This is a genomic window from Clostridium sp. Marseille-Q7071 (assembly GCF_965112025.1).
Map to the genome: position 1 here is coordinate 3983552 of NZ_CBCOPR010000001.1, position 15444 is coordinate 3998995.

General features: G+C 28.9%; 16 protein-coding genes and 1 pseudogene. 8 read left to right on the forward strand and 9 right to left on the reverse strand.

Going from position 1 to position 15444, the window contains the following annotated elements; genetic code table 11:
* The 7 genes and pseudogenes from ACWPW7_RS18920 to ACWPW7_RS18950 form a co-directional block, all read right to left on the reverse strand.
* Positions 1–1746, reverse strand: coding sequence for an ABC transporter ATP-binding protein (locus ACWPW7_RS18920; protein WP_454054772.1), 1746 nt, complete (start codon positions 1744–1746; stop codon positions 1–3).
* Between the two features lie 269 nt (positions 1747–2015).
* Positions 2016–2996 (reverse strand): helix-turn-helix domain-containing protein, encoded by a 981-nt coding sequence (locus tag ACWPW7_RS18925; protein WP_454054773.1) that lies wholly within the window; start codon positions 2994–2996, stop codon positions 2016–2018.
* 238 nt (positions 2997–3234) lie between these two features.
* Entirely contained in the window at positions 3235–4677 is a 1443-nt protein-coding gene (locus ACWPW7_RS18930) for an RNA-guided endonuclease TnpB family protein (protein ID WP_454054774.1), read from the reverse strand.
* Between the two features lie 16 nt (positions 4678–4693).
* A pseudogene (gene tnpA, locus ACWPW7_RS18935) lies at positions 4694–5017 on the reverse strand (IS200/IS605 family transposase); the annotation flags it as partial.
* Between the two features lie 349 nt (positions 5018–5366).
* The gene (gene htpG / locus ACWPW7_RS18940) at positions 5367–7247 is read right to left on the reverse strand and encodes a molecular chaperone HtpG (protein WP_454054775.1); all 1881 of its coding nucleotides are present in this window, start codon (positions 7245–7247) and stop codon (positions 5367–5369) included.
* Between the two features lie 583 nt (positions 7248–7830).
* On the reverse strand, positions 7831–8034 hold the full coding sequence (locus ACWPW7_RS18945; protein WP_454054776.1) for a hypothetical protein: 204 nt from the start codon (positions 8032–8034) through the stop codon (positions 7831–7833).
* Positions 8035–8094: 60 nt separating this feature from the next.
* Entirely contained in the window at positions 8095–8541 is a 447-nt protein-coding gene (locus ACWPW7_RS18950; RefSeq protein WP_039633635.1) for an RrF2 family transcriptional regulator, read from the reverse strand.
* Positions 8542–8741: 200 nt separating this feature from the next.
* Here ACWPW7_RS18950 and ACWPW7_RS18955 point away from each other — a divergent pair, with 200 nt between their 5' ends.
* Genes ACWPW7_RS18955 through ACWPW7_RS18970 form a run of 4 tightly spaced genes read left to right on the forward strand, consistent with a single transcriptional unit; the run spans position 8742 to position 11675 of the window.
* Positions 8742–9401 (forward strand): amino acid ABC transporter permease, encoded by a 660-nt coding sequence (locus ACWPW7_RS18955; protein ID WP_454054777.1) that lies wholly within the window; start codon positions 8742–8744, stop codon positions 9399–9401.
* A complete protein-coding gene (locus ACWPW7_RS18960; protein WP_454054778.1) occupies positions 9382–10059 on the forward strand; it encodes an amino acid ABC transporter permease in 678 nt (225 codons plus the stop codon). The genes ACWPW7_RS18955 and ACWPW7_RS18960 overlap by 20 nt, the downstream gene beginning before the upstream one ends.
* 12 nt (positions 10060–10071) lie before the next feature.
* A complete protein-coding gene (locus ACWPW7_RS18965) occupies positions 10072–10830 on the forward strand; it encodes an amino acid ABC transporter ATP-binding protein (protein ID WP_454054779.1) in 759 nt (252 codons plus the stop codon).
* Entirely contained in the window at positions 10830–11675 is an 846-nt protein-coding gene (locus ACWPW7_RS18970) for a cysteine ABC transporter substrate-binding protein (protein WP_454054780.1), read from the forward strand. The genes ACWPW7_RS18965 and ACWPW7_RS18970 overlap by 1 nt, the downstream gene beginning before the upstream one ends.
* A 251-nt stretch (positions 11676–11926) precedes the next feature.
* On the opposite strand, the gene ACWPW7_RS18975 is transcribed toward ACWPW7_RS18970, so the two are convergent.
* A complete protein-coding gene (locus ACWPW7_RS18975) occupies positions 11927–12469 on the reverse strand; it encodes a hypothetical protein (RefSeq protein ID WP_454054781.1) in 543 nt (180 codons plus the stop codon).
* A gap of 249 nt (positions 12470–12718) precedes the next feature.
* On the opposite strand from ACWPW7_RS18975, the gene ACWPW7_RS18980 reads away from it, so the two are divergent.
* Positions 12719–13006, forward strand: coding sequence for a hypothetical protein (locus tag ACWPW7_RS18980; protein ID WP_454054782.1), 288 nt, complete (start codon positions 12719–12721; stop codon positions 13004–13006).
* Positions 13007–13140: 134 nt separating this feature from the next.
* Here ACWPW7_RS18980 and ACWPW7_RS18985 read toward each other — a convergent pair whose 3' ends face one another.
* Positions 13141–13701, reverse strand: a complete 561-nt coding sequence (locus tag ACWPW7_RS18985) for a nitroreductase family protein (RefSeq protein ID WP_454054783.1) — start codon at positions 13699–13701, stop codon at positions 13141–13143.
* Positions 13702–13809: 108 nt separating this feature from the next.
* Between ACWPW7_RS18985 and ACWPW7_RS18990 the strand changes: the two genes are divergently transcribed.
* The 3 genes from ACWPW7_RS18990 to ucpA all read left to right on the forward strand — a co-directional run bounded on the left by ACWPW7_RS18990 (position 13810) and on the right by ucpA (position 15257).
* Positions 13810–13980: a winged helix-turn-helix transcriptional regulator gene (locus ACWPW7_RS18990; protein ID WP_454054784.1), complete on the forward strand. Its 171-nt coding sequence runs from the start codon at positions 13810–13812 to the stop codon at positions 13978–13980.
* A gap of 27 nt (positions 13981–14007) precedes the next feature.
* The gene (locus ACWPW7_RS18995) at positions 14008–14169 is read left to right on the forward strand and encodes a winged helix-turn-helix transcriptional regulator (protein ID WP_454054785.1); all 162 of its coding nucleotides are present in this window, start codon (positions 14008–14010) and stop codon (positions 14167–14169) included.
* Positions 14170–14465: 296 nt separating this feature from the next.
* Complete coding sequence (ucpA, locus tag ACWPW7_RS19000; protein ID WP_454054786.1) at positions 14466–15257, forward strand: SDR family oxidoreductase UcpA; 792 nt, start codon at positions 14466–14468, stop codon at positions 15255–15257.
* Positions 15258–15444: the final 187 nt, after the last annotated feature.

The following is a 15444-nucleotide window of genomic DNA, read 5'->3' on the forward strand; positions in this document are numbered from 1 at the left end:
TCAAGCTCCCCTTTCTGATTCTATAGCTTCATAGTCATACATATCCCAGAGATGCCTGTATAGTCCATTTTTCTTCATAAGAGAACTATGAGTTCCTTGCTCTAAAATTTTCCCCTCTTCTAAAACTATAATTTTATCTGCATTCTTTATTGTATATAATCTATGAGCTATTATTATAGCTGTTTTATCTTTTAATAATGTTCTAAGAGCTTCTTGTATTTTCCCCTCATTCTCTACATCTGAATATGAAGTTACTTCATCAAGAACTACAATAGGGCTATCTTTTAATATTGCCCTAGCAATAGATATTCTTTGTTTTTCGCCTCCGCTAAGCTTAACTCCATCTTCTCCAAGAGACGTATTATATCCTTTAGGTAATGTCATTATAAAATCATGAATTTGTGCCTTTTTAGCAGCTTCAACAACTTCTTCATCACTTTTATTTAGCCCCATCTTAATATTTTCTAATATAGTATCTTGTAACATAAAGACATTTTGAAATACAAAAGATATTTTATCCATCAGCTCTTCCATCTTAACTTCTCTTATGTCTATACCATCAATTGTAATACTCCCTTTTTGTATATCCCAAAATCTTCCTAATAATTGAGCTAATGTAGTCTTTCCTGAACCGGAAGGTCCGACCAGTGCAACTACATTTTTAGATTCTATAGTTAAGGATAAGTTCTTTATAATCTCTTTTTTATCATATTTAAATGTAACATTATTAAATTCTATCTTTCCCTTAGAATTTTTATCTATAATCTTACTTCCTGACATCTGAGGTTCTTGTTCAATAATACTTCTTACCCTTCCTGCTCCCTCTAAAAGCATTGAAAAAGTTCCTCCAAATTCTAGCAACTGCTTAAAAGAAGCAAGAAAGTTTGCACTTAAAATTAAGAATAATATATAGGTAGAAGCATTTATACTTCCATTTAAGAACATAATTCCACCTATAGGTATCATAAATAAGAGTCCTGAATCTATAAGAACTAAAAATATTCCGTAGAGTGGAGCACTTTTCATGGTTACATCAATCCAATAATCTGCATATTCCTCTGTAACATCTTTATAATTTTTAAAAGACTTTGCAGATAGATTAAATGCTTTCATTACATTTATTCCATTTATATATTGTATTATGGTTGAATTGAGTCTTTGAAGTAAATGATGATACTTCACCATTCTTTTCTTCATACCTTTAAACATAGCCATTTGACTTATAAAAGCTAGAATAATTGGAATAAATAAAACCAATGCTAATCTCCAATTTAAATACATAAGATAAGAGATGACTATAATTGGCGTAACAATTGCTGAAGCTAAATCTGGAATTTGATGTGCTATGAAATTTTCTAGCTTCTCTATATCTTCATTTATAATTTTTTTTACTTCTCCAATAGTATGTTCTGTAAAGAATCCCATGTTTAATTTTGATATATGATTTACAGCTTTCATTCTAAGCTCGTAAAGTATTGTAAATGCTGCTACATGAGAAAATACTCCTGATGCTAAAAATATTATCATTCTAACCACTACAACAATTCCCACAACTATAGCTAAATATCTAATTTTTTCATAATTCATTTCTACTTTAAAAAATTCTAGTATTATATTGTACATTAGAATATACGGTGCTATTGCAAGAAGAGAACTTATTACACTAAATATAGCAGATATATATAATTTATTTTTTTCTTTGCCAGATACCTCAAGAAGAAATGCAAAGTTTGATTTCTTTCTCATTTTTTCTCCTCCTAAAATATAATTTTATTTTAAATCTTATTTTAAACTTAGCTAAATAATCCCATATATATCCCTTCTTTCTATAAAGTTTTAAAACATATCCAACATATTTACAATATAATTATAATTGATAATCATTATCAATATCTGCTCCAAAAAAATAAAAAATGCTCCAAAAACAAAAATCAAACATATGATTTTTGTTAAACTTGAAACATTTCTAGTATATTATTTAAGAAAATGCTAGAACTACTTATCTAACTTTTTTATTATAATTTTCTGTATTTCAATGGAGTTATATTATTATAGCGTTTAAATAGATTTGCAAATTTACTTGGATTTTCATATCCTACTTCGTTTGCAATTTCTATAATGGACATATTGGTATTCTTTAATAAATGTTTTGCTTTTTCAATTTTTAATTTTTGTATATATTCATAAACAGTATACCCTGTAGCATTTTTAAATCCTTCTTGCAATTTATATAAGCTTATGTTTAAACTATCAGCTAATTCTTTAACAGATGGTGAATTTTGAAGGTTTTTATTTATTATATCTTTAGCCATAGTTACAATCTCTGTTCTTCGATCTTTTGAATTCTCTAAAACTCTTTTATTAGATTTCTCTTCAAGAACAGTAGCTAAAAACTCTATTGTTTTCAATTTAAGATTCATATAGCTCATTATATCTTTAATTGAAATAAATTCTATTTGTTCTGCTATTTTTTTTATATCATAGCTAGCTTCTTCAATTACTAATATATTTTCTTTAAATATATTATTTATATTCTCTTCCCAATCTATTATTACTTTATCTTCCCATATTGGATTTATAGCACTTTTAATGGTGTTAAAATTCATTTGAATAGATATAATCTTGCACTTATTATGTCTAAACTTAAAATAGTCCACATCATTTAATGCCTTATAAATAAACATATTTCCCGCTTCCAGTGTATACTTTTTATTATCAGGCATTGAAAAAATTTTCATGTTACCATTATAACAATATCCCAATTCTAAAATATCTCCATCAAATTCCCTGTTATTAAAAGCCATCTCCATTTTATAGTCAATGTCAATTTTTGATATTTCCAATCCATCTTCTATTCTCATCCTTGAAAAATTTCCTACACCAAATTGTTTTCCTATAACATATTTCTTTCCTAATAATTCATCTGAAGTTTTACAACAATATTTTGCTTCAACATGTTTGTAATATATGTCTACTATATCTTTTTTAATCTCCAAAATTATCACCTCCTATTCTCCTGAACCTCTTACGACTAAAGTCGTAAGGTTCTTAGGTACTACCCAAACTTCTTTTGGATAGCCGATAATTGCTAAAGCAATATCGGTTGACACCAAATACTGGCTTGGTTTCCCTAAGACTTTATCGGGCAAAGTTTCCGTTGAAACTATTATCACCCTACGGGGTTTATCATATTGGCTCGGTTCAAAACTATATGCCCCAAAGTAGCATGGACTTTTATAGTCCTATGCTACTTATTTGTTTTTTATCTAATTTTCTAATTCTTTCTATTTCTTTATTATGCAGCTTGAAGAAGTTTTCAAAAGTTGCATTTGCTCTATCTATATCTACTTCTTTTAAGTTATCCTTTGTATTCATTATTAGAAATGCAGAATACATATCTCTTTGGATATTTCCTTTCTCAAATTTGTTCCAACGTTTTGATAATGGCTTTTTAACATAAGTTTCTGTAAAGTGTTCAAATTGACTTGCTTTAACTTTGTAAGTATCTATTTTCTTAATTGAAAGACTGTAGTATTGAAGTTTGTTATCTATAAGAGCTATAAGCATACTCGGTGCTTTGTTACTAAGAGGTTTTCCAAATCTTTTCTTGCGATTAATCTTTCCAGTTTTCTCATTTACAGTAGTTTCTTTTGCTCTTTTTTGAAGTCCTTTAAAATTCATAGTTTCAACTCTTACATCAAGGCCAAGAGAAAGTATGTGATTAGCAAGTTTATTATGAGATTGTTTTCTCTTATCTGCTATTTTCCTTTGAATTTCTGCAAGTGCAAGTTTAGTTTTGATATAACTTTTACTTTGAACCCATTTCTCACGATTTCCTACTTTAATTGTGCCATCTTCACTGTATTTATTGGGATTATTTGCTCTACGTTGTCTATCGAGTTTTCTTTGAAGAACTCTTTTAAGTTTTTCGTCTATATTTATATCTTCTGCAAGTTCTAATATTTTAACTTCTTTCTCACTTGCGATAGCAAGAGTAGAAGTACCAATATCTAAACCCACACGAGCATTTTCATTAGTAGAGACCTTACGGTTTTTCTTTTGTAGTGGAACACCCTCAAAAGTCATTTGAACAAAATATATATTTTTACCACGGATAACTTTTTTGACAAGTTTGCAAAACTTTAATTTATCTAAAAAACATTGATGTGCATACTCGTCATTTCTTTTTATGATTACTGGCATTGTTAACCCAAGCCATTCCATTACATTTCTATCTTCGAAATATCTAAAGCCTGTGATATTTCCTTTTTCACGTACAGAATAGAACTCGCCATAGGCTTTAAATCTAACTTTCTTTGCTTCTCCAAACATTAATTTTTCAAAAGAAGTAAAAGAACGTTCTGCGATTTCTTGAACCATTTGAGAACCTAAGTTTTGTTTAAACTTTTGCCCCATAGGCTTTACAAACTTGTTTAGGTCAAACTTAGTTACACCAAAGTCTTTTCTAAGTTTATTGAATATTGCATTACGTTCTTTACCTTTTTCCATTTTCATTGTAAGATCATATTCTTTTTGTCTTTTCATTAATCTATATCTTGAAAGAATTTCTCCAAGACAAGCATTGTAGATTTGACGAGCAATATTTAATCTTTTTTCTAATATATCTTCTTGCCACTTTTCCGTTTTCAATGGAAGTGTCAAAACGTAGTTTGCCACTAAAGAAATTCCTCCTTTATTTTTTCTGTTGATTTTGAATATATTTTCTTATTTGTTCTTCTGTATTTTCTGATGCAGTCGCTACGAAGTAGCTTGGGTTCCACATATGTCCACCCCATAGCCTATTCTTAAGTTCTGGGTGTAACTGAAACATTCTTCTTGCAGATACACCTTTTAATGATTTTAGAATATTAGGTATATAATGTTGTGGAGTACACTCTATTAGCAAATGTATATGATCTTTGTCGGTTTCCATTTCTACAATGGTTATTCCATTATCATTTGCAAGTTGATTTATTATATTCTTTAAGTCTTTCTCTATATTTCCAACGAGAAATTTATGGCACATTCATCTTGGCACTGAAGTACCGAGTATTCTGTGTTGTGTGATAAAATTAAGATTTTTTAATAATGATATTGCAATTCACTTTCATTTATTTAAATTATATTTCTTTTTATTTTTAGAATCAATTCATTTTAATGAATTCTTTATCTAAAACAATATATTATTTAGTTTAATGTAAACTTAATAATATATATCAAGCTCCTGTTTTTAAATAATTTATTAAGAAATCCATAGAAAAATTAAGATTGGAACAAATAAAAACCTAAAAATCTATATAGACTTTTAGGTTTTTATTTGTTTATTTTTCAGAATCAATTATAAATAAGCATTACATGCTTTTTGCCTATATCATTATTTTACATATATTATTTGTAAATTCTACAGGATCAGCTATAGTTAATCCTTCTATAAGTAATGCTTGATTATATAATAAATCTGTATATAATTTAAGCTTGTCTTTATCACTCTCATAAGCTTCTTTTAATGACTTAAACACATCATGATTTGTATTTATTTCTAAAATTTTATCTGCTTTTATATTTTCATTGTTAGGCATAGCATTTAAAATTTTCTCCATTTCAATTGAAAGCTCACCATCGTTTGATAGACATACTGGATGATTCTTTAATCTTTTTGATTCTCTAACATCTTTTACTTTATCTGATAAAATATCTTTCATATGTTCAAAAAGTTCTTTATTGTCCTTATCATCTGAACTAGCTGATTTTTCGTTTTCTTCCATTTCTATACCTAAATCACCACTTGATACAGATTTGAATTCTTTATCATTATATTTCATCAGCATTCTTATAGCAAACTCGTCTACATCCTCTGTAAAGTATAATATTTCATATCCTTTATCTAATACAATTTCTGTTTGTGGTAGTTTCTCAATTCTTTCATTTGATTCACCAGCAGCATAGTAAATATATTTCTGATCTTCTGGCATTCTAGAAACATATTCAGCTAAAGTTACCATCTTTTTCTCTTTTGAAGAATAAAACATTAATAAATCTTGCAGCACATCTTTATTGCTTCCAAAATCACTATAAACGCCATATTTTAATTGTGTTCCAAAAGATTTGTAGAATTCTTCATATTTATCTCTCTCATTTTTTAGTATGTTTTCTAACTCATTTTTTATTTTAGTTTTTATATTTTTAGCAATAAGTTTTAATTGTCTATCATGTTGTAATATCTCTCTAGATATGTTAAGAGATAAATCTTCTGAATCTACTATACCTTTAACAAATCCAAAATAATCAGGTAATAAATCTCCACACTTATTCATGATTAGAACACCATTTGAATATAGCTCTAAACCTTTTTCATATTCTTTTGTATAGAAATCATATGGTGTTTTTTCTGGAATAAACAAAATTGCATTATAGCTTACAGCACCATCAACACTGGTATGAATATGTTTTATTGGTTTATCAAATCCGTAGTGCTTTTCAGAATAAAAGTTATCATAATCTTCCTTGGTAAGCTCGTTTTTATTCTTTCTCCATATAGGAACCATACTATTTACAATCTGTTCCTCTAGATACTCTTCATATTCATTCTCAGTACCTTCTTTAAGTTTCTCTCTAGTTATGTCCATTTTTATTGGATATCTAATAAAATCAGAATACTTCTTAATTATAGACTGTAGTTTATATTCCTCTAAATACTCATCAAAGTTCTCATCTTCTGTGTTTTCTTTTATCTTAAGTATTATTTCTGTACCAATAGAATCTTTTTCACATGGTTCAACGGTATATCCATCGATACCTTTAGATTCCCACTTGTAAGCTTCATCACTACCAAAAGCTTTACTTATAACAGTAACAGTATCAGCTACTAAAAATGCAGAATAGAATCCTACTCCAAACTGCCCGATTATGTCATATCCATCTTTTAATTCATTTTCTTTTTTAAATTGTAAAGACCCACTTTTTGCTATAACCCCAAGATTATCATCAAGTTCTTCTTTTGTCATTCCAATACCAGTATCAGAAATTCTTACTGTTCTAGTTGTTTTATCAGAAGCTACCTTAATATAATAATCATCTTTTTCAAAAGTCAAAGACTCGTCCATTAATGCCTTATAATAAATTTTATCAATTGCATCGCTGGCGTTAGAAATAAGTTCTCTTAAAAAAATTTCCCTATGAGTATAAATTGAGTTAATCATAAGATCTAGAAGTCTCTTAGACTCTGCCTTAAATTGTTTTGTTTCCAAATTTAATCTCTCCCTTCACAATAAAAAATATATACAAATAAAAGTCTTTCATCCTGTTTTTAATGAATGTGACCTTTCAGCTAATTATTATAAAATTTTGAAAACAAGTTATATTATCAGTTAAATTACTTTTTAAAAATTAATTTAACTATTATTAAGCACTCTGCTGTTTTCATATAGCATGATTATTAGCACTCTTTTCCCTTGAGTGCTAACAGCTATTATTTTTATAACATATTTTACATGTTATGTCAATATTACTTATAGAACTAATAAATACTTTTCATATAACTAACATCAAATTAATTTATCTAGCCTATCACTACTTATTTAAGTTTTAAAAATCTATATTACATATTCATTTATTTTAAACTAATAGCTATCGCTATGCCCCATGCCAGCAATACTAAAAAAAGCGTCACTAATTTGTGACGCTTTTAAATTTATTTTTGTTAATGATATTTATATTTAATAGCTATAAAAGTTTTGCTTTATTATTTTATATCAGTTCCTTTTATAGGCAATTTACCATGCTCTGTGTCTACAATAACATTTAATATATCTCCTTCAACAGAACCTTTTGCTATATATGGTATTTTTTAATAAGTTTTTTGATTTTTCCTGAGAATTCAAATTCATTTCCATTTAATTTTCCATTGGAAAAATCATTTTTTTCACCCATAATATTTAATAAGCCGCTTAATACGTCACCATCAACTACAAAAGTAATTGTATCTTTTTCTACTCCCATTGGAGTTTGTATTGTAATGTTATAATTTTCATTCATAAAATAATATAAACATATCTTCTTCAGTTTTTATTTGGTAACAAGTGTTAGCTATGATGACTAAATGAAAAACATAAAGTCATTATCTTCTCTTTGTTTTTCATATTCATTTGCTAATTCATATAATGTAATTTTTTTTAAACTTGTTTCAATTGCATTATCAAGTGGTTCAAAGACGAATGACTGCATAGCAGATTCTAGTGCTGATACTTTGTTCTCAACAGTTTCTTCTGTTTTTTCAAATAAAGAAGTTTCGATCGCTGACAAAACCTCAAATACGGTTATATATCTAGGCATTCGTGTCAATCTATATCCTCCTTGTGCACCCTTGATAGATGTAACTATTTCTGCTCTTTTTAATAATGAAAATGTCTGCTCTAAATAAATTTTTGATAAACCAAGTGCTTCCGATATTTTCACAATTGTAATGTACTCTCCATTTTGATGAAGTTGTGCCATATAAATCACTGCTGCCAAACCATAACGTCCTTTTGCTGATATTCTCACTATATTCACCCATTTCATAGTTGTTTAATATTATTTATATGTTACCTATAAATAATATTAAAGTCAATATCATACTAATCATATATGTATTATAAAAATGAATTTTGAAAACCTATTGACTTTTCATCTTTACAGAGCTACAATCTTATTCATACTAAACATATATGTATTATACATTTTAACCTTAGGAGGTGAGTTATATGGACATTGATTTTATTTTAAAAAATATTCCCCTTTACATAAAAGCTACACAGCTAACCCTTACTCTAGCTTTCTGGGGTGTTGTGTTGTCAGTACTTATCGGATTTATCTGTAGTTTAATCATTTATTACAAAGTGAAAGTTTTAAGGCATATTGTTAGCGGTTATATTGAACTTTCACGAAATACCCCTCTTTTAATCCAACTCTTCTTCCTTTATTATGGATTACCTAAGATGGGTATAAAGCTTGAAGCCTATACTTGTGCTGTCATTAGCCTTGCCTTTCTAGGGGGAAGCTATATGGCTGAGGCATTTCGCAGTGGATTTGAAGCAGTAAACAAAATTCAAATTGAATCTGGTCTTAGCATTGGACTTACTAAGGCACAACTGATTAGATATGTAATATTACCACAAGCTTTTACAGTTGCAATACCTGCCCTAGGTGCTAATGCAATCTTTATATTAAAAGAAACATCAATTGTCAGTGCTATTGCCCTTGCTGATTTAATGTTTGTAACTAAAGATTTAATTGGAATGTATTATAAAACAACAGAAGCCCTAGTTATGCTTGTAGGAGCTTATTTAATTATTTTATTGCCATTATCACTCCTACTTACCCTAATTGAAAGGAGAGTACGTTATGCAGAGCTTGGGAATTAATGTTTTCTTTCAGGGAACTAATTTATCTAGACTTTTTGGAGGACTATGGGTAACTGCACGAATTGCACTTATTTCTATTTCTATTTCCTTAATACTTGGTGTCATTTTGGGTATTCTTATGACATCTAATAATAAACTTATAAGATTTATACTAAGAATTTATCTAGAAGCAGTAAGAATTATTCCTGTACTAGTATGGTTGTTTCTTTTTTACTTTGGACTTACTAAGATATTGAACATACATTTAGATGGTGAGCTTGTTTCTATACTTGTGTTCACCCTATGGGGAAGTGCTGAGATGGGCGATATTGTACGTGGGGCCATTACCTCACTTCCAAAACATCAAAAAGAAAGTGGTAAAGCAATTGGGCTTACTGATGCTCAAATTTACTTTTATATTATTATTCCACAAGCATTACGTCGTCTAATTCCTGCGGCTATCAATCTTGCTACTCGTATGATAAAGACAACATCTTTAGTGGTGCTTATTGGAGTTGTTGAAGTCCTAAAAGTAGGTCAGCAAATAATAGAAGCATCAATTATTAAAAATCCATCAGCATCATTTTGGGTTTATGGATTTATATTTTTTCTATATTTTATAATTTGCTATCCTATATCTCTTTTCTCAAAAACATTAGAAAAAAAGTGGCAGAACTAAGGAGGTGATGTTATGACATTCCAAAATAAGTTATTGGAAATCCAAAATTTAAATAAACAATATGATGGTACAAAGGCATTATCTGACATTTCTTTTGATGTTTATAAAGGAGAAGTTGTTGTTATTTTAGGCCCATCTGGCTGTGGTAAAAGTACCCTATTACGATGCATTAATGGACTAGAAGAAATTCAATCAGGTCAAATCAAATTAGATGGTCAAGTAATTAATAAAGATAGTACAAAATGGCATTCAATTAGAGAGAGAATTGGAATGGTCTTTCAAAACTACGACCTATTCCCTCATATGACTATAATGGAGAACATTTTGCTTGGACCCTTAAAGGTGCAAAAAAGGGACAAGTCCGAGGTAACTAATCAAGCATTAAAATTATTAGAGAGAGTTGGATTGCTAGATAAAAAAGATGCATACCCAAGGCAGCTTTCAGGTGGACAAAAACAAAGAATAGCTATTGTAAGATCTCTTTGTATGAATCCAGAAATCATGCTATTTGATGAAGTAACTGCATCATTAGATCCAGAAATGGTCCGCGAGATACTTGATGTCATGCTAGAACTTGCTGAAGAAGGCATGACAATGATTATCGTTACTCATGAAATGGAGTTTGCAAAAGCTGTAGCTAATCGGATTATATTTATCGATAAAGGAAAAATTACAGAAGAATCCACTGCAGAAGAATTCTTTAATAATCCTAAAACAGAACGTGCAAAAGGATTCTTAAATATATTTAATTTTGAAAGAGGTGCTTTATAATGAAAAAATCTAATAAAATATTATACATATTATCTACTCTTATTCTTGTAATGGGTATATTAGCTGGCTGCTCAAACTCTAATACTACAACTGGAATTGAACAAATTAAGAAAAATGACAAAGTCAGAATTGGTGTATTTAGTGACAAACCACCCTTTGGTTATGTAGATTCTAATGGGAAAAATCAAGGTTTTGATGTGTACATTGCAAAACAATTTGCAAAGGATTTACTTGGTGATGAAAATAAAGTTGAATTTGTATTAGTTGAAGCTGCAAGCAGAGTTGAATATCTTGAATCTAATAAGGTTGATATTCTTCTTGCTAACTTTACTGTAACTGATGAAAGAAAAGAAAAAGTTGATTTTGCTAATCCTTACATGAAAGTATCACTAGGTGTTGTTTCTCCTGATGGAGCACCTATAACTAATGTAGATCAATTAAAAGGTAAAAAACTTATTGTAAATAAAGGTACAACTGCTGAAGCATATTTCACAAAAAATTACCCAGATATTGAATTATTAAAATACGAACAAAATACAGAAGCATTCCAAGCTTTAAAAGATGGTCGTGGCGCTGCACTTGCTCATGACAACACACTACTATTTTCTTGGGCAAAAGAAAATAAAGGCTATACAACAAGCATTACTAGCCTTGGAAATCAAGATACAATTGCACCTGCTGTAAAAAAAGGTAATACAGAACTTCTTAATTGGATTAATGATGAATTAACAAAGCTTGGTAAAGAAAACTTTATTCAAAAAGCTTATGACGAAACTTTACTTCCTGCCTACGGAAAAGATGTTGATTCTAAAGAAGTTATCATTGAAGGCGGTAAACTTCAATAATTTACTTAATAAAAAATAAGATGCTCCACATTCTAAGGAGCATCTTATGCAATTGAGAATTGAGAATGGATAATTGACAATTATGGTTGAAATTAATTCTTTATAAATTAATTTCTTTAAATAGATTTTTCAATAAAAGTGACTCTGTCACTTTTAAAATAAATGAATTTAAAACTTCTCTTGTGAAAGAGAAATATCCATAATTTTCCATTGTCAATAGCCAATTTTCAATTGTATAAAGTTTATCTATATTATGCCTCCCACGAAATCCCTTTTCGAATATTCCATGTATCATTTTCATATAAGATTATACTATTATTGTATCCAATTGCCCCTTTGGGACCATGCCATCTAGTAATAGAATATTTAAATCCCTTACCACTTGGTTCATTGCTCACTTTATCAATTTTAATTAAAACTCCATCTTTAAATCCTTTTTCGTTTATATATCCCTCTTCTTTTAATTGTTTTTTGTTTTTTAGCTTTATTTCACTTGAATAATCTTTTGAAAGCTGTTCCAATAATATCTTCTTATCTTCTTCACTAAAGTTTGTAGCTTGCTCTAAATCTAAGGCAATTACTTTCAAGACATCATCTTTCGGTGGATAAATATCATGAATAATTGTAATATATCCTTCTACAATACCTCCTTCTATAACATCATTCTCTGACTGTTTTGAGGTACATGAAACTAAAAATAATATGGAAAATATACAAAGTAGCAGTAAAAAAGAAGTCCCTCTTCTTTGACATTTTTTATTTTTACTCATAGCATTTCTTAACCATTCTTTCATCATCTACACCTCTTTCATATCTTCTATAAGGAACGGTTCATAATTATATTTTATAAGATTATATTGTTTAATGAAAATAAAAATGAACCGTCCCTTAGCTTTAAATGAAATAAATAGATAAATTATTTGTCGAATTTTTTTCAAGATTTATTCATTAAAATTGTACCATCCTCCTTACAAACGAATACTATGATATTAGAAAGGAGTTGGTAAAAAATGGTACCAGAAAACAATAATTATTACAGAGACATGCAAAGTTTACGCGATAGATGTAACATGTATTTAGGCTTTCACGTTATTATAACAATGACAGATGGAAGTATGTTTGACGGAATTATTGACGATGTAGATATGGATGGCGTTACTATGTTGGTTGGCGAAGATATGATGGAAGACGGTCCAGATCCAGATCTAGATCAATATCGACAATTCAGACCTCGCCGTCGTAGAAGAATGTTCAGACGATTTAGACGTAGAAGATTTCCATTTGCTTCTATAGTTGCATTATCTTTATTACCATTTCCATTCATTTTTTAATTAGTGAGGAATACTTAAACAAATGGAAATATCAGAAAACTTAAAAACTGTTCCTTAAAATTTAAGATACATTCTAAAAAATAAGATTGATTTACATATCCGTAAGTCAATCTTATCTTAAAAGCTTCTACATTCTATTTTATATAGGTAATAGTATTTTCCCTTCTTGCAGGTGCATTAGTTAAAGTATCTCTCTTATAGCCAAATGATACTGCATGTATCTGCCTAAATCCTTCTGGTATTTTAAGTTCATTAATAAAATCTTTTCCTTCATCACTATTTAATAAGTATTCAATGAATCCAATCCAACATGAACCAATTCCTAAAGACTCTCCTGCTATTAACATATTCTCTACTGCTGCTGCAGAGTCAATTGAAGCATATTTATTACCTATTTCTCCAGAAACTAATATTACCGTTGGCGAGTTATAAAACACATGAAACTTCTCATTTTTTCCGAAATTTCTCATATAATCGTTATCAGATTTTTTAGCAAATTCTTTAAAGCTATAATTTAATCTATCTATTAGATCTTTATTCTGAACTACTGTAAAATGCCAAGGCTGCTTATTTGTAGCACTAGGTGCATAAATCCCAGCTTCTAATATAGCATTTAGTTCTGATTCTTTGATTTGTTCTGGTAAAAAGATTCTAGTACTTCTCCTATTTCTTATAGTTCTTAAAATTTCGTTCATAATTAAGCCTCCCTACTTAATATACTTTTATTTAATTCCACTTTTTAACATATATTATACTATATATTTATTATAATTGATATGACATAAGCTTTAAAGTATGCACTTTTGAGTAAGATACTATACAAAAGGAGAGAAATAGAATCTATGCCTGTTCAAGATAAAAATAATCATATATGTCCAATAGAATATACCCTAAGTGCCATTGGAGGTAAGTGGAAAATACTTATACTATATCACATAAGTATAGGTAAGATTATGAGATATGGAGAGTTTTAAAAAAGACTTAATAGAATTACTCATAAGATGTTAAGTCAGCAATTAAAAGAATTAGAAAAAGATGGTTCAATTAATCGTAAAGAATATCATGAAATTCCTCCTAAAGTTGAATATTCCTTAACAAAGAAGTGTGAAACCTTATTCCTTGTTTTAGAAGTTATGAATAAATGGGGAGAGGAAAACTTATAGATAATTATAAAATCCTTTAACTTAATATTATATTATAATTTCTATACCCTTTAATGCTTCCCTAATAGACCTTTAATAACCAAATATCTCAACAGTTAACATATGCATATGTTTAAGGGACAGTTCATAATTATATTTATATATTTATAAGATTATATTATTTAATGAGAATAAAAATGAACCTTCCCAAATAAAGTTAAATTTGACGTAAAGTAATATTTTTAATAAAATGTAAAATATATGTATAAACTACTTATATTTTAAGCAAAATATTTTATTATTGGTGGGGGAGAATTATGAGAAAATTAGAAGGTAAAGTTGCACTTATAACTGGTGCTTCTAAAGGAATTGGTGAAGGAATTGCAAAGGTATATGCAAAACATGGTGCAAAAGTTGTTTTAATTGCAAGGTCTTCTTCAGTAGAAACCTTAGCAGAAACATTAAATAAAGAAGGCTTTGAAGCGTTAGCCATAAAAGCTGACGTATCTGATATGGACAGCATTAATAAGGCAGTAAAAGAAGCTACTGATAAGTTTGGAAAAATAGATATACTTGTAAATAATGCTGGTGTATGTAAACTCGGTAAATTTTTAGATATGTCAGATGAAGATAGGGATTTTCATATAGACATAAATATTAAAGGAGTGTGGAATGTTACAAAAGCTGTTCTACCACTAATGATAAAGGAAAAATACGGCAAGATAGTCATAATGTCCTCTGTTACAGGAGACATAGTAGCTGACCCTTTAGAAACTGCTTATGCTACTACCAAAGCTGCCTTAATTGGATTCACTAAATCTTTAGCAAGAGAAGTAGCAGAGCATAATATAACTGTTAATGCTATTTGTCCAGGATACGTTAGCACTCCAATGGCTCAAAGTATCGCAGTTCAATCTAATTCTGAAAATCCTGATGCTGTTATTAATGGAATTGCAGATGCTGTTCCATTAAAAAGATTAGCAGAGCCTGAAGAAGTAGGAGAACTTGCTGCCTTTTTAGGATGTGATGAATCTTCTTACATTACAGGAACACAGATAGTTATAGATGGTGGAAGCACTCTTCCTGAGACGATTAGTGTTGGAGTATAAAAATTTTAATTTCATTATAGAAAGTTTTGGAAGAAAAATTTAAGATTTAATAGTTTAAAACTAAATTCCTATATTTTTATATAATATTAAATATCGAACACTAAAATATGTGCTTGACCTTTATAAGCATGTTATTAAAATTAGCATTTAAGTAGTACTTAATTTTAATGTATTGTAGCTTTTTACG

Bases quoted from the DNA above. Each gene is read 5' to 3' on its own strand.
- ACWPW7_RS18920 (WP_454054772.1), bottom strand. From the start codon at position 1,746: ATGAGAAAGAAATCAAACTTTGCATTTCTTCTTGAGGTATCTGGCAAA.
- ACWPW7_RS18945 (WP_454054776.1), bottom strand. From the start codon at position 8,034: ATGAATGAAAATTATAACATTACAATACAAACTCCAATGGGAGTAGAA.
- ACWPW7_RS18955 (WP_454054777.1), top strand. From the start codon at position 8,742: ATGGACATTGATTTTATTTTAAAAAATATTCCCCTTTACATAAAAGCT.
- ACWPW7_RS18960 (WP_454054778.1), top strand. From the start codon at position 9,382: ATGCAGAGCTTGGGAATTAATGTTTTCTTTCAGGGAACTAATTTATCT.
- ACWPW7_RS18965 (WP_454054779.1), top strand. From the start codon at position 10,072: ATGACATTCCAAAATAAGTTATTGGAAATCCAAAATTTAAATAAACAA.
- ACWPW7_RS18970 (WP_454054780.1), top strand. From the start codon at position 10,830: ATGAAAAAATCTAATAAAATATTATACATATTATCTACTCTTATTCTT.
- ACWPW7_RS18975 (WP_454054781.1), bottom strand. From the start codon at position 12,469: ATGAAAGAATGGTTAAGAAATGCTATGAGTAAAAATAAAAAATGTCAA.
- ACWPW7_RS18980 (WP_454054782.1), top strand. From the start codon at position 12,719: ATGCAAAGTTTACGCGATAGATGTAACATGTATTTAGGCTTTCACGTT.
- ACWPW7_RS18985 (WP_454054783.1), bottom strand. From the start codon at position 13,701: ATGAACGAAATTTTAAGAACTATAAGAAATAGGAGAAGTACTAGAATC.
- ACWPW7_RS18995 (WP_454054785.1), top strand. From the start codon at position 14,008: ATGTTAAGTCAGCAATTAAAAGAATTAGAAAAAGATGGTTCAATTAAT.
- ucpA (WP_454054786.1), top strand. From the start codon at position 14,466: ATGAGAAAATTAGAAGGTAAAGTTGCACTTATAACTGGTGCTTCTAAA.